The 13,668-nt window shown below is 65.0% G+C and carries 13 protein-coding genes; 5 read left to right on the plus strand and 8 right to left on the minus strand.

Annotation, left to right across the window (positions count from 1 at the left end):
* Positions 1–24: 24 nt before the first annotated feature.
* The 5 genes from P8R42_29545 to P8R42_29565 all read right to left on the minus strand — a co-directional run bounded on the left by P8R42_29545 (position 25) and on the right by P8R42_29565 (position 7,124).
* Positions 25–1,128, minus strand: coding sequence for a DegT/DnrJ/EryC1/StrS family aminotransferase (locus P8R42_29545; GenBank protein MDG2308745.1), 1,104 nt, complete (start codon positions 1,126–1,128; stop codon positions 25–27).
* Complete coding sequence (locus P8R42_29550) at positions 1,129–1,926, minus strand: class I SAM-dependent methyltransferase (protein ID MDG2308746.1); 798 nt, start codon at positions 1,924–1,926, stop codon at positions 1,129–1,131.
* A gap of 75 nt (positions 1,927–2,001) precedes the next feature.
* Positions 2,002–3,939: a nucleoside-diphosphate sugar epimerase/dehydratase gene (locus P8R42_29555; protein MDG2308747.1), complete on the minus strand. Its 1,938-nt coding sequence runs from the start codon at positions 3,937–3,939 to the stop codon at positions 2,002–2,004.
* Positions 3,940–4,340: 401 nt separating this feature from the next.
* Positions 4,341–5,435 (minus strand): hypothetical protein, encoded by a 1,095-nt coding sequence (locus tag P8R42_29560; GenBank protein ID MDG2308748.1) that lies wholly within the window; start codon positions 5,433–5,435, stop codon positions 4,341–4,343.
* Between the two features lie 24 nt (positions 5,436–5,459).
* Positions 5,460–7,124, minus strand: a complete 1,665-nt coding sequence (locus P8R42_29565; protein ID MDG2308749.1) for a S8 family serine peptidase — start codon at positions 7,122–7,124, stop codon at positions 5,460–5,462.
* A 124-nt stretch (positions 7,125–7,248) separates the two neighbouring features.
* Here P8R42_29565 and P8R42_29570 point away from each other — a divergent pair, with 124 nt between their 5' ends.
* Positions 7,249–8,661 (plus strand): M20/M25/M40 family metallo-hydrolase, encoded by a 1,413-nt coding sequence (locus P8R42_29570; protein ID MDG2308750.1) that lies wholly within the window; start codon positions 7,249–7,251, stop codon positions 8,659–8,661.
* Here P8R42_29570 and P8R42_29575 read toward each other — a convergent pair.
* The 3 genes from P8R42_29575 to P8R42_29585 all read right to left on the minus strand — a co-directional run bounded on the left by P8R42_29575 (position 8,658) and on the right by P8R42_29585 (position 10,685).
* Positions 8,658–8,855, minus strand: a complete 198-nt coding sequence (locus P8R42_29575; GenBank protein MDG2308751.1) for a helix-turn-helix domain-containing protein — start codon at positions 8,853–8,855, stop codon at positions 8,658–8,660. The two genes, P8R42_29570 and P8R42_29575, sit on opposite strands and share 4 nt — an antisense overlap.
* Positions 8,856–8,884: 29 nt before the next feature.
* A complete protein-coding gene (locus P8R42_29580; protein ID MDG2308752.1) occupies positions 8,885–9,118 on the minus strand; it encodes a helix-turn-helix transcriptional regulator in 234 nt (77 codons plus the stop codon).
* Positions 9,119–9,425: 307 nt separating this feature from the next.
* Positions 9,426–10,685, minus strand: a complete 1,260-nt coding sequence (locus P8R42_29585) for an acyl-CoA dehydrogenase family protein (GenBank protein ID MDG2308753.1) — start codon at positions 10,683–10,685, stop codon at positions 9,426–9,428.
* Positions 10,686–10,748: 63 nt separating this feature from the next.
* Between P8R42_29585 and P8R42_29590 the strand changes: the two genes are divergently transcribed.
* From P8R42_29590 to P8R42_29605, 4 genes are read left to right on the plus strand one after another with little or no spacing between them, the layout of a single operon-like run.
* Positions 10,749–11,321 (plus strand): hypothetical protein, encoded by a 573-nt coding sequence (locus P8R42_29590; protein MDG2308754.1) that lies wholly within the window; start codon positions 10,749–10,751, stop codon positions 11,319–11,321.
* Positions 11,318–12,184 carry a methyltransferase domain-containing protein gene (locus P8R42_29595; GenBank protein ID MDG2308755.1) on the plus strand — a complete coding sequence of 289 codons (867 nt, stop codon included), beginning with the start codon at positions 11,318–11,320 and terminating at the stop codon, positions 12,182–12,184. Before P8R42_29590 ends, P8R42_29595 begins: the two co-directional genes overlap by 4 nt.
* Positions 12,168–13,388, plus strand: coding sequence for an MFS transporter (locus tag P8R42_29600; protein MDG2308756.1), 1,221 nt, complete (start codon positions 12,168–12,170; stop codon positions 13,386–13,388). The genes P8R42_29595 and P8R42_29600 overlap by 17 nt, the downstream gene beginning before the upstream one ends.
* Positions 13,385–13,645 carry a hypothetical protein gene (locus P8R42_29605; GenBank protein MDG2308757.1) on the plus strand — a complete coding sequence of 87 codons (261 nt, stop codon included), beginning with the start codon at positions 13,385–13,387 and terminating at the stop codon, positions 13,643–13,645. Before P8R42_29600 ends, P8R42_29605 begins: the two co-directional genes overlap by 4 nt.
* The last annotated feature ends 23 nt before the right edge of the window (positions 13,646–13,668 follow it).

The raw sequence follows: 13,668 nt of genomic DNA on the forward strand, positions 1-13,668 counted from the left end.
GCGATCCTCTGCGGTCCTGCGGCTTCAGCCGTAGAAGCTGCCGATTTGCTCGATGATGTAAGAGAGCTCCTCATCCGTGAGGGCCGTGTTCATGGGGAGAAGCATGCACCGTTCGAAGAACCGGTCGGTGTAGGGAAGCGCATCCGAGGCCAGGCCGAGGCCGTTCAGCCGATGGAGTGGCTTGCCACCCCATTGGATGATCGATCCCACGCCGCGCTCGCGCAGGTGCGCGCGAAGCTCGTCTCGTCGGTCCGCTTCGATTTCGTAATTCTGATAGACGTCCATCCGGTCGGGGTCGCTGTTGGGGCCCGGGGGAACGCCGATCTGCTCGAGCCCGCGCAGGCCGGCGTCGTAGATCGCGGCGATCTCACGGCGGCGGGCGATGGTCTCTGAATAGTGGCGGAGTTTGGGGAGGAGGACCGCGGCCTGCAGGTTGTCGAGGCGTGAGTTCACGCCCCACATCTGGACTTCACCCTCGTCGTCTCGCCCGTGATCGCGCAGCATGCGGAGCTTCCGTGCGACGTCGGCCGAGTCCGTGAGGAGGAGACCTCCATCGCCGAAGCTGCCCAGCAGTTTGGCCGGGTACAGGCTGATCGAGCCGGCGAGGCCGAACGTTCCGGCGCTCTTCCCGCGATAGGTGGCCCCGAGGGCCTGTGCGGCGTCTTCGATGATCACGAGCCCGTGGCGGTCGGCGATGGCCTGTAGGGCATCCATGTCGGCGATGCGGCCGTTGAGTTGCGTCGGCATGAGGACGCGCGTGCGGTCGGTGACCGCGGCCTCTACGGCTTCCGGATCGATGAGCCGGTCTTCCCGGCATTCGACGAGTACGGGCTTCGCGCCGACGAAGTGGGCCGCCGCGGCTGTGGCGACATACGTGTGGGAAGCCATGATGACTTCATCGCCGGAGCCGACGTTTGCGACGCGCAGCGCGAGCATCAGCGAGTCGGTACCGTTCGCAACCCCGACGACGTGTGCAACGCCCGCCAGGTTCCCCACGGCTCGTTCGAACTCCTCGAGTTCGTCCTGGAGGATGAAGGCCCCCCGCTCGAGACAGCGGTTCATCGCTGCCTCGACGTCGTCGCGGTGCTCGGTGAAGACGTGCGGATATGGGAAGAACGGGATCTGCACTTAGTTGCCGCCCGTCTGCTTCTGGGCCGCGCAGAAGAGGACCTTGTGGTCGTGATCGTCGTTGCTTTCGGGGATCGTAGAGGGCTCGTCCCACGGCACGATCGCCGGATCGACGTCGGCGGGCATCTCTACCAGCTGGCCGAATACGAATCGTTTCAGAATCTGCTTTGCCGCCATCGAGCCAGGGACCACTCCGAGTTTGGACGCGGCGGCCTTCATCGGGCGGAGCATGCGTTGTCGGGTGGACACACTGCCTACGGGGACGCCGCCGAAGAACTCCGGTGCGAATCCCGAGGCCCGCAGCTCGGCGGCGAGTTCTGTGACGCCGAAGTAGCGCTGCGATCGGGGGCTGGACACGAAATCCCAAAGGCTCGGGTTCGCGGTGCAGATGAGAAGTTCGCCGCCGGGTCGAAGGACGCGATGCGCTTCCCGGAAGAACGCGCTGGTCTCCGGCAGGTAGTAGATCGCTTCGAAGAGGATGACCACGTCCACGGATGCCGAACGGCAGGGCAGGGCATCGGCCGGGCCGACCAATACGGGGACCGCGCCGGAGGCGGCCGAGGCTGCCTTCGTTGCGAGGTCGGGATCGAGATCGCACGCAAGGACGGAACGCGCCGCCCCTGCGAGCGCGGAGAGTCCCTGTCCAGAGCCGCACGCGACCTCGAGCACGTCGCGCCCACGGCAGCGGCTCGCCGCCCAGCCGTAGCGCTGTGCGAATCGGGAGAGCTGCTCGGCGGAAACCTGAGTCCCCGTGACCTCGGTGACCTCCGACCAGCTCGTGTCTTTGACTTGGACCAGTTTCGTCCCCTTGCTGCTTTGCTGTGAGGCGGGCCGGCATCGCGCCGGAGTCGCCTCCGTTCGAAAGACGGCCGGCTAACGCCCGGCAGCCCGTAGTTGGGCCAGATTTTCGCTCGCCTCATCATCGCCCAGGTCGGGTGAGAATTCCGGGACGAGGCTTGCGAGTCGATCCAGGAGGTCGATCTCTTCGGCCGACCGGCAGTCCGACTCCAGGCTGTTCAGGGCCGCGTTGAGTTGCGACCGGTCGGCGGGTCGGAAGTGTCCGATGAAGATCTTCGGATGGCGGGTCTTGTCCGCCACCTCTTCTGAGACCGACAGTTCTTCGTACAGTTTCTCGCCGGGTCGAGTGCCGCTGAACTCGATGGCGATGTCTTGCTCCGGTTTGAGTCCGGAGAGACGGATCAGATCTTTCGCGAGGTCGACGATCCTCACGGGCTCGCCCATGTCCAGGATGAAGATCTCGCCGCCCTTCCCGATGCTGCTGGCCTCGAGGACGAGTTGGCAGGCCTCGGGCACCGTCATGAAGTACCGCTTCATGTCGGGGTGCGTAACCACGACGGGTCCGCCTTCTTGAATCTGCTTCTGGAAGATCGGAACGACGCTCCCGGTCGAGCCGAGAACGTTGCCGAAGCGAACCGTGACGAAGCGGGTCTTGCTCTCCTGTGAGAGGGCCTGCACGTACATCTCGGCGAGCCGCTTGGTGCACCCCATGACCGACGAAGGGTTTACTGCCTTGTCGGTCGACACCATCACGAAACGATCGACGTCGTGACGTTGGGCGGCGTCGGCGAGTGCTCGGGTTCCGATGATATTGTTCTTGATGGCCTCGCCGACGTTCCATTCCATCATCGGTACATGCTTGTGCGCCGCCGCATGTAGGACGAGCGAGGGCTTGTATCGAGTGAAGATCTCATCCAGGCGCGCCTCGTCGCCGATGTCGGCAATGAGTGGGTGGATCCGATCTGCATGGTCCGGGAACTTGGCGAGCAGGTGTTGGTGGGCCTGGAAGAGATTGCCTTCCGCCCGTTCGACGAGCAGGAGCCTACGTGGCGAGTAGAGCAACGTTTGCTCGCATAGGCCGAGCCCGATGCTGCCGCCGGCGCCCGTGATCATCACACAGCTATCGTGGATTGTGGACTGAACGTGCGGGCTGTCGAGTTGTACCGGGTCTCGACGGAGCAGGTCCTCGATGGTTACCGGGCGGATCTTGCTGGAGCCCAGTTGTCCCGCGGTTTCGTGGAGTCCCTGTGCGACCTTGGTTTCGATGCCGGCGGACTTGCATCGTTCATGCACGCGCCGGACCAGGGAACCCGGAGGTTCGGAAACCGTGATCAGGGCCTGATCAATTCGATGCTTGAGACCTAGCGCCGGGATGTCTGCCGGCGTGCCGAGTACCCGCAGCCCGTGGATGAGCTGTCCGGTTTTGCCGCCCGTGTCGTCGACGAAGCCGACGGCATGGATCCCGAGGCCTGGTCGACGCTCGATCTCTTTCGCCATCCACAGGCCGACTTGGCCGGCTCCGACGAGGAGGGTTCGCTTCTCCGGGCCGGCGTCGGCTCGTTCCCCGGCTGCGCCGGCTCGTTCGATGAGTGACCGCCACACCGCACGCGTTCCGGCGACGCCGAGGAATGCGACCATCAGGTCGATCAGGATCACCCCGACCGGCAGGATCGCGTACATCACGTAGGCCGACATTGGCAGGAGCATCTCGCCGACGAGTCTCATCGACAGGAGAACGGTTGCCGCACCGCCGGTCGCGTACAGGAGACGCGACGCCTCGCGGAGTCCGATGTAACGCCAGGCGAAGTCGGGCGCGCCTACGGCTTGGAGGCAGATCAGTTGGAGTCCGACGACGTACGGCCAGAGGAAGAAGAGTCTCTTGACGTACTCGTGAGGGATGTCGCCCTCGAAGCGGAGCAAGAACGCGAGCCAGAGGGCAGCCGAGAGCACGACGGCATCGGCACCGACACGGGCAAGTCGACTCAGCCTGCGAAGGCGTGAACTTCCCGCCATGCGTCCCCCTCCATCTCCCATCCCAAACAGCCCCGTTTTCAAGAGCAGTTTCTCGTGGCGCCGCAGAACTCCACCGCCTCCCTCCCCCCAGTCCCCACGCCGCCATTCGACCTGCATCAGGCCCGTCCGACGGCAGAGCAACCAAAGCGGATAATGGCTCGGCGTGTCAACGAAATCAGCCCCGTTCCGCCTACCTCTCCGGCGCTTGCGGACGCGTCGTCCCGAGGGCTGAGACGTGCCTTGCACGCCGTAGCGATTGCCTGATTTTTGGGCACGATCATCCGCAAACTCCTCTTCGTCCGGAGGAGGTAGCGGCAGATTTTACCCCCACCTATAGGGGCATCGATGAGTTTTGTGCCGTTCAGGAACAGGGCGGTACCGTTCTGGCACGCGGGGTGACGCTATCTGCAACGCGCGGTGTTCCCGGTGGTCCCCATCTCGCAGTCGTCCGGGTCGAACACGGCCTCGCCGCAGATACCGGCCGACGCCACCGGTGGTGTGAGCGCGATCGCTGCGCGGAGCGGGAGCACCGGCGGGATCGCGGCGAAGCCGCCTCGACTGCCCGTGACAACGACTTTGTAGACGTCGGCCCCGGCGGCGGTCGTCTGGATTCTCACGCGGTTCACGAACCCCCCGACCAGGCCTGCAGATCGGAAGACGGATCGTGAACCGGTGGGCGTCGCCTTGTCGTAGGCGCCCCCAGGAACGTGGGTGTCGAGGACGCGGTTACGGTCGGCGTCGTGCACGACGATCCGGATTCCGGTTGCGACCGGGTCGAACGCCGGTGCGGACGCGAACGAGAGGATTCCGGTGAGCTTGAAGCGGTCATCTCCCGGCCCGGTCGCGTACTTGGAAAGCTTCAGGATCGCGTTCTCGACCGAGGGGCCGGCATTGCACGCGTCACAAGCGTCGCCGAGTCCGTCGCCGTCGGTGTCCTCCTGTCCGGCGTCGGCATCTTGTGGGCAGAGGTCCGCTTCGTCGCACGCCCCGTCCCCGTCACCGTCGGGTTGTCCTACGTCCGCAGGACACGCTGTCGTAGAGCCATCGCACGCTTCTTCGGGGTCGCATGCACCGGCGCCCGCGCGACACACGGTGCCGGCAGGAAACAATTCGTCTGCAGGGCAGGCGTCGCTGAAGCCGTCACAGATTTCTTCTGGATCACACGTCCCGGTGGACGGACGACAAGTCCCACTGCTCTTCAGGTCGACCGGGCAGGCGGCCGAGATGCCGTCGCAGGTTTCGGCTGCGTCGCAGACGCCCTGGGTGGCACGGCAGATCGAGCCGGTGGTGGCCAGGCTGGCGCAGGTGGAAGAACAGCAGTCACCATTCGTCGTGTTCCCATCATCGCAGGACTCGCCCGCGTCCAGGACGCCGTTACCGCAGCTTCCAAGGGGCGCGGAGACGAAGCTCGGCACCTGGACCAGGCCCGCGCCGGATAGAGTGTCTGGCCCCGGATCGTCCGCGTCTATCGCGTTGTCGATGAGCCGCTGTTTCATTTCGGACGGTGTCAGCTGGGGTAGTCAGTGGCTCGCGAGGTAGCTCTGTGTAAGAGCGACGATGCCTCCGACATGGGCGGAGGCCGCCGAGGTCCCGTTGAACGTCCAGTCGAGGACGAAATCGAAGTCGGTGACGGCGTAGTTCTCGACGATCCCCGGTCCGGCGATGTCCGGCTTGAGCCCGCCGGATCCGGCGGGGCCGTGCGAGCTGGGCTCGCTCACTTCGTCCTCGAAGAAGGAATCGATCTCCGAGACCGTGAGCGCGCTGGCGACCACGGCCAGGTCAGACAGGCTTCCCGCGGAGTTGTGGACCAGGGTCTCCTCGACGCCGAGCCCGCACGCGATACGGAACTCGGGCCACACGGGGAGCGGTGTGGGAGCGGTGTATCGAACCGAGAGGAAGTAGTAGTTCTCGTCGAAGTCGGCATCGAAGAGGTTCACCGTCTTCTGGAAGAAGCCGCCGAGGTTCCTCTCCGTGCCCGAGACCGGTACGACCCCTGAGTCACCAGGGCAGATCGGGTCGTCGTGCGGCGATCCGTCGTTCCAGCTGACGAGACGCACCTTGAACTTGCTCTCGTCGAAGCCCTCCTCGATTGCGCTCCAGCACGTGACTTCGAGACTCTCGGCGTCGAAGTGATCGAAGTCGAACCAGAGCTCGTTCAAGGCAACGCGAAAGATGTCGTCGAAGGTATGGTATTCGCTGTCGTCGTTGGCGTCGTTGCAGATGTAGTCCGGGCCGCCGCTCACGCAGGCCACGCAAGGCTCGTACTGGTTCCTGACGTGGCGCACCGCCTCGTTTCCTGCGGCGACGATGACGACGCTGCCCGCTGCGACCGCGTAGTCGATGTCGTCCGTAAAACGGTTCGTGCCTCCGGCACCCAACCCGACTGGGTCGGCCATCGTTTCGATGTGCGTCAGCGGGACGTGGATGACGTCAATGCCCTGGTCCGCTGCGTGTCGGATCGCATGCTCGATGCCGCTCACGCTCTTTACGCGGTAGAGCTTGATCGTCGCGCCGGGGGCCATCTCGTAGATCACCTCGGCGGATGCCGTTCCGTGCTCCCGAGAGCCCTTTCCGTCGAGAGGCGCATTGATGAAGGTGGAGCTGCCGGAAGAGAGCTGCTCGAACATGTCACCGACGGGAATCGCGTAGAGCTCGTCGTTCGGATCCGCGATCGTGTTGGCCAGACTCTCGTAGTCCTTGTCGATGATGGCGACGGTGACACCACTACCGGTCTCGCCGGCGAAGTGTGCAAGGTCGGCTCGTGTGAGCTCAATGCCCTCGCTGTCAAAGAGCCCGGCGGGGACGGGTTCGATCGGGGTGAGGATCCGTCGAACGAAGGGCAGTGCGGCAATCTTCGGTCGATTCCCGGAAGGCGCCCAGGCCTCGAGGCCGTCGAAGTTGACTACGGCCGACGCGTCGAGGACGACGCCGTGGTCCACGAGAACGTTCAGCGTTTCGGCTAGGGAGTCTCGTGGGTCGAAAGATCGGAAGAGGGGCACCGGCCCCCTGATCGATTCCTCGATCGCCCGGAGTCGATCGTTCGTTCGTCCAAGGTCCGCGGGCGGCAGAGCTTTCATGTCGAGCTGGATCTCGACCCGTGACATCTCCCTGTGGCTCGAGGCAGACACCGAGCTTGGGCCGAGGAGCGCGAGCAGGGTGAACGATAGTGCGAGTGTCGCCTTCATGGGTGAAATCTCCGTCAAGTAAGTAGCCCAGGTGTGCATGCCGCGGAATGCACGCCCGCGTCTACAGCGGATGGCGCCTCCGCCATGGCTTGGCGCTGTCGTCTCACACAGCTACCCCACCCCAATGCCCTTCGACCCGACCCGCGCAAAGTCCTTCATCGACACCCTCTGGAAGGACTCCATCCTCCCGACTCTGATCGACTACGTCCGCATCCCCAACAAGTCCCCCGCCTTCGACAAGGACTGGTCCGCGAACGGTCACATGGACAAGGCCGTCGCTCTCGCCGAAAGCTGGGCCCGCGAGCACTTGCCCAAAAACGCAAAGCTCGAGGTCGTGCGGCTCGACAAGCGCACGCCCGTCATCCTCGTCGAAGTGCCGGGAACGACCGACGGCACGGTTCTCCTCTACGGCCATCTCGACAAGCAGCCCGAGATGACCGGCTGGGAAGACGGTCTCGGACCCTGGACGCCCGTCGTGAGAGACGACAAGCTCTACGGCCGCGGTGCCGCCGACGATGGCTACGCTCTCTTCGCATCGCTCGCCGCGATCAAGGCACTGGAGGAGCAGGGCGCCGAACATCCGCGCTGCGTCGTTCTCATCGAATGCTGCGAGGAAAGCGGAAGCCACGACCTGGCGCCGTACATCGAGCACCTGAAGGATCGGATCGGTTCGCCCGATCTGGTCGTCTGTCTCGACTCGGGCTGCGGCGATTATGACCGCCTGTGGTGCACGACGTCTCTGCGGGGAATCGTCATCGGGGATCTCAAGGTCGAGATCCTACGCGAAGGTGTTCACAGCGGCGATGCCGGCGGCATCGTACCTTCGAGCTTTCGCGTCGCGAGGCAGTTGTTGTCCCGGATCGAGGACCCTGCGACAGGCGAGATCACCCTCGACGAACTCAAGGTCGAGATCCCGGCGGACCGGCGCGGTCAGGCCGAGCGGGCCGCCGAGGTTCTGGGCACGGCGGTCTTCGACAAGTTCCCGTTCCTGGGGGACGCGGGTCCCGCAATTACGAACCCGGTGGAACTCGCACTGAACCGGACGTGGCGCTCGGCGCTCGAGATCACGGCGGCCGAGGGGATCCCCGACCTGGCACACGCCGGCAACGTGCTGCGACCGGCGACGACGTTGCGTTTCGCGCTACGCCTGCCGCCGACGATCAAGGCCGGAGAAGCGGCCAAGGCAATTCGGAAGGTCCTGGAAGACAACCCGCCGCACGGAGCGAAGGTCAAAGCCGGCGGTGGGGGCCAGACCGGCTGGAACGCGCCGCCCATGGCGGCGTGGCTCGAAGGAGCCCTCGACGAAGCGTCGAAGGAATGGTTCGGCCCGCCGGCGGTCGCGATGGGCGAGGGCGGCTCGATCCCGTTCATGGGCATGCTCGGGGAGCGCTTCCCAGAGGCTCAGTTCGTCATCACGGGCGTGCTCGGGCCGGGCTCCAATGCTCACGGCCCGAACGAATTCCTGGACTTGAAGACGGCCCGCCGATTGACGGGCTGCATCGCGCAGGTTCTGAACATTCGAGCCGGGCGCGCCTAGGACGGCTCGCTCGACTCGAGGGCATCATCGAGAAGAGCCCGCTCCGCATCGCCCGGCCGGGAATAACCATGCTCCCATTGGTCCACGGTGCAGACCGTCGTGCCGAGTCGGCGGGCGAGCTCTTCTTGCGTCATTCCGAGGCGCCAGCGCAAGTCTAAAATTCGGTCTGCGTCGGGCGCCTCGTACGTTTTCATTGTTCCGTCCCGCTCGGGGAGCGACCCTTTCACATCCGATGGGCGGATTGTGCTGCGGGCTCAGGGGCGCTCTCAAAAGGGGGGGGTGTCACCGATCGCTCCGCTGTGAGTCGGTCGAGACCTGCGGTCGCAAGGCGACTCGGACGGGTGTGCCCGTTCTCCCAGCGGTTCACCGTGGACACGGTGACGCCGAGCTCGTGGGCCAGGTCCTCCTGAGTCATGCTCAGGTTGACGCGAAGGGTTTTGACTTCGGAACCGGTCATCGTTTGAACTGTAGTAGCCATCTCTCTCTCACTCTCCTATTCCGACCGTTTGCGTTTCTGACGTTTGTTCTGCTGTTCGCATTCGATCTGCACACACTCATCGCAACGCGAGTGCCAAGGCAGTGCAGGGAGGCGCTTGCGCAAGAATCTTCCTGATTTGGGCACTTTTCGGTCGCAGGTGGATCACAGAGTGAGATTTACGGGAGGATTCTGTCACTTGCGGGCGACGAACGTCGCCGCCCAGTGACACGAGCCCCTCGCGCGCGTTCCACAAATGTGGATCCGCGGACGTCGAACGCGATGGGGTTTACGCTGCGCCGTTGCCGAGCAGGCTGCGTGCGATCTGGGAGATCTGGATCTCGTCGGTGCCGGCATAGATCTGCAGCACCTTCGCATCGCGACACAACTGTTCGACCTGGAACTCCGCCATGTATCCGTTCCCGCCGAAGAGCTGGACGGCCTCGAGGGACACGCTCATCGCTGCACGTGCGGCGTAGAGCTTTCCGGCGGATGCTTCGGCAAGGGTGAAGTTCTTGCCGAGCGAGGCGCGCTCGATCTGCTGGAACACGATGTTTTGCAGATTCATGCGCGCGACTTCCATCTCGGCGAGCTTGGCCTGGATCAGCTGGAACTCACCGATCGGCTTTCCGAACTGCACGCGCGTTCGCGCGTACTCGAGAGAGAGCGAGAGGCACTGCTCGATGATGCCGAGGGCCATGGCGACGACGCCGATGCGCTCGGTTCCGAAGGTATCCTTCGCGCCGGAACGGGCGGGTCCTTCTTCGGTCTCGCCGATCAAGCGGTCCCTGCCCACGCGGACGTCTTCCAAGAAGAGCTCGCCCGTCGGGGAGGAGTGGAGACCCATCTTGCGCAGGGGCTTGGACTGCGTGAGGCCGGGCGTTCCCTTGTCGAGAATGAAGCTCAGGACCTTTCGCTCGCGAGGCTCGTTCCCCTCGTCGAGCTTGCAGATGAACACGATGGTGTCGGCGTAGGGGCCGTTGGTGATGAAGGTCTTGGAGCCGTTCAGAACGTAGTCGTCGCCGTCGCGGCGGGCGGACGACTTCATGCTGCCGAAGGCATCGGAGCCCGAACCGGGCTCTGTGATGGCCCATGCCCCGATTTTCTCCATCGTTAGGAGCGGCGGAACGAACTTCTCCTTCTGGGCGATCGTTCCCTTCGAGCGGATGGCGCCCCCGGTGAGCGCCACGCTGACGCCCATGGCCGTGATCAGCCCGGGGCAGTAGTGGCACAACTCGATGATCGGGATGAGCTGCATGGCTGCGGCGTCGGCCGCGGCTTCGATGGAAACGCCCCGCTTCTCCTTCGAGCCCTTGTCCGCAGACTCGTCAGCGGTTCCGTTCGCTTTCGCCCTCTCGCGCTCGAGCTGGCGTTTGAAGCGATCGGCCTGCATGGCGCCGATCCCGAACGTATCGAACATCTTGCGCAGGACGGCGTAGGGCGGCGTGTCGCCGTGCTCGAGCTCCTCGAGATTCGGCTTGATCTCCGCCTCGACGAACTTCTTGAACGCGTCGCGCATCGCCTCGTGCTGCTCACTCCATTCGATCATGGAGCGAGCTAACCGAACGGCGTCGTTTCGGTCAACGTGGGGGTCTCTGCTACCTCTGCGGCCATGCCACGTGCTTCCGGACAGACGTTCGTCTTCGACAAGAGCCTGCGAGAATACGCCTACCGTTGTTGGCCGAACGGCTGCCCCAAAGGTCGGACCTGCTGTGTGGGACTGACGGTCGAGGTCTCCAAAAAGGAGATTCGTGCCGTGGACAGTCTGATGGACGAGCTCGAGGTCCTGATCCCGACTCTTCGCGAGGACGACGGCTACATCGACGCCTTCGTGGACGATCCGCCGACGTGGGTGATCGACTCCGACGAGAGCGGCGCCTGCCCCTTTCTTCTCCGAACCAAGAAGCACTCCCTATGTTCGATTCACCACCTGGCGCTGGAGACCGAGCGGCACGTGCCCGATTGGAAGCCGGCCGCCTGTCGACATTGGCCCATCATGCTGCGTGGTGAGGGAAGTCGAGTGCGCGTGATGGTGCAGCCTGCGGCCGAGCGAATTGGTTGCGTTGCGCCCCTGAAGGATCTGCCGGGACACCCGACGGTCCTCGAGGCGTACCGCGAGGAGCTCATCGAGATCTGTGGGGCCGATGTGGTCGAGCGCCGCGCTCCGAAGAAGAAGGCGCGGTGAGCATCTCCCGCGCACCCGCCGGCATCGTCCGGCCTGCGCGCCGGCCGGCAGGATGGAAGCCGGTCGGGCCGCAGCCCCCGGCGCACGTCGCTCCGGAGTTGGGCCCACGCGAGGGCGAAGACCTCTGTTACCTGACCGGAGACTTCCGGATCCTACAGCGCCTCGGTGGTCATCGGTGGTCGCTCGACGATCTTCTCACCGCACACTTCGCAGCGTCCTTTCACACGGAGAATGCGCCGACGCAGTTCGTGGATCTCGGCTGCGGCATTGGCTCGGTCTTGATGATGCTGGCGTGGCGCTTTCCTGAGGGGCGCGGCGTCGGGCTCGAGGCGCAGACCGGCAGCGTGGATCTCGCGCGCCGCTCGCTCCGGTTCAACGGTTTGGAGGACCGGTGCCTGGTGCATCACGGGGATCTGCGTGAGTCGCCGCATGCCGGCGGGACGTTCGATCTCGTGACGGGAACGCCCCCGTATTTTCCGATGGATGCCGCGAGTGGGTCGGACGATGGGCAGCGCCTCGCGTGTCGGCTCGAAACCCGGGGCGGCGTCGAGGACTACTGTCAGGCCGCGGCGCCGCGGCTCGCTCCCGGGGCGCGCTTCGTTCTCTGTATGCCCGGAGGGCCCGACGGTCGCGTTGGGCAGGGGGCGCGTGACGCCGGCCTCGCGATCGAGTGCCATCGCGACGTGGTTCCCCGTGCAGGCAAGGCGCCGCTCTTCGGTCTGTGGTCGCTCCGGCGCTCGGACGAAGTGCAGGGCACCGACGTCCTGTCCCCGCTGGTCGTGCGCGACGAGCGCTCGGTGTGGACCCAAGAACTGCTCGACGTCCGTCGCGACATGGGAATGCCGAGTGCCCACGACCCGTGAGACCGGACGAGGGTGGGCGGATGGCCGCGTCGTCTTCGGGTGCCTGGTCTGCCAGATCGGGATGGGAGTCGGCGGCTACATCTTTCCGGTCTTCCTCAAGCCCATCGCGGACGAACTCGACTGGTCGCGCACGGTCTATTCACTCGCGCATCCACTGATGAGCACCTCGGTCGCGCTGGTGGCACCGCTTGTCGGGCGCTTTGCGGATCGGCGCGGACCGCGCCCCGTTCTCGTCGTCGGCGGTTTGCTGATGAGCCTCGCGCTCCTGGGTGCGGGCGAGATGCAACGCCCCGAGCACTTCTATGCGGTCGCGATCGTTCTCGGCGTCGCCGTTGCGTGTCTCGGAGATCTTCCCACCGGAGCGGCGATCGCGGGGCGCTTCGATTCCCGCAGAGGGCTCGCGCTGGGCATGGTGTACATCGGGTCGAGCATTGGTGGTTCGCTCGGTCCGTTGCTCGCGACCGCGCTCGCCGCGGGTGCGTCGTGGCGAGCGGGCTTCACCGGCGTCGGGAGTCTGTTGTGGATCGTTCTTCTGCCGGCGGCGTTCCTCGTCGGGCCGAGTCGCCGCGGCCCGGCCGCGGATGCGGTGGGCGACGTCGCGGCCACGCGCTGGACCGCGCGCGATCTCGCCCGGACCCCTGACTTCTGGCTCCTCTTCTGGGCGATCTTCGTCTTCTACGTCTACCGCCTCGGCGTGAATGCTCACCTCGTCGCCTACCTGAGCGACCTCGGCTACTCCGACGGGCTTGCGGCGGCGGGTTTCAGCTTGATGGTGGGCGTCGGGGTCACCGGCAAACTGATGGCGGGGAGCTTCGCGGATCGCGTCGGCGCTCGTGCGGCGGTGCTGGTCAACTTCGGCTTAATCGTCGTCGCTTCGATCTTGTTGCTGCTCCCTGGGATCGGAACGATTCTCGGCGTTTTCCTCGTCGTGCACGGTTTCGCAACCGCCGCGGAGGACGTCGTCATCCCGCTCGTCGTCGCCCGACGGTTCGGAAGCGAAAGTCTGGCGACGGTGTACGGCTTCTTGATGCTGGCTCTCGTGCCGGGCGGCTCCCTGGGCCCGGTTCTGGCAGGCTGGATCCACGACACCCTCGGCAGCTACACAGTCGCTTTCAGCCTCTTTGCCGCGGGGAACCTCACGGCCGTGGTCGCTCTGGCGGCGATCCGGTCGGGGGATGATACGGAGCAGGAAAACCTCTCATGAAAAGCACTTTGGTGACCATCGTTTCTCTCGTCGTGCTCGCCGGAGTACTCACGTGGCTGACAATCGGCGCGCAGCAGGTGGAGTGCGAGGTTTGTATCGACTTCAAGGGCCGTCGAAACTGCGCGACGGCAGCGGCCGCGACGAAGGATGAGGCGGTGCGAAGCGGACGGACGACGGCGTGTGGTCTTCTCGCTTCGGGTGTGCGCGACGGCTTCGCGTGTGACGCCACGCAGCCCTCATTGGTGAAGTGCAAGTAAAGCTTCGCGTGTGACACCACGCA

The organism is Candidatus Binatia bacterium (assembly GCA_029243485.1).
Classification (GTDB): Bacteria; Desulfobacterota; Binatia; order UBA12015; family UBA12015; genus VGTG01.

What these genes read in the sequence shown, in the direction of transcription:
- P8R42_29555 (MDG2308747.1), bottom strand. Translation starts at nt 3,939, where the DNA reads ATGGCGGGAAGTTCACGCCTTCGCAGGCTGAGTCGACTTGCCCGTGTC.
- P8R42_29560 (MDG2308748.1), bottom strand. Translation starts at nt 5,435, where the DNA reads ATGAAACAGCGGCTCATCGACAACGCGATAGACGCGGACGATCCGGGG.
- P8R42_29565 (MDG2308749.1), bottom strand. Translation starts at nt 7,124, where the DNA reads ATGAAGGCGACACTCGCACTATCGTTCACCCTGCTCGCGCTCCTCGGC.
- P8R42_29570 (MDG2308750.1), top strand. Translation starts at nt 7,249, where the DNA reads ATGCCCTTCGACCCGACCCGCGCAAAGTCCTTCATCGACACCCTCTGG.
- P8R42_29575 (MDG2308751.1), bottom strand. Translation starts at nt 8,855, where the DNA reads ATGAAAACGTACGAGGCGCCCGACGCAGACCGAATTTTAGACTTGCGC.
- P8R42_29580 (MDG2308752.1), bottom strand. Translation starts at nt 9,118, where the DNA reads ATGACCGGTTCCGAAGTCAAAACCCTTCGCGTCAACCTGAGCATGACT.
- P8R42_29585 (MDG2308753.1), bottom strand. Translation starts at nt 10,685, where the DNA reads ATGATCGAATGGAGTGAGCAGCACGAGGCGATGCGCGACGCGTTCAAG.
- P8R42_29590 (MDG2308754.1), top strand. Translation starts at nt 10,749, where the DNA reads ATGCCACGTGCTTCCGGACAGACGTTCGTCTTCGACAAGAGCCTGCGA.
- P8R42_29605 (MDG2308757.1), top strand. Translation starts at nt 13,385, where the DNA reads ATGAAAAGCACTTTGGTGACCATCGTTTCTCTCGTCGTGCTCGCCGGA.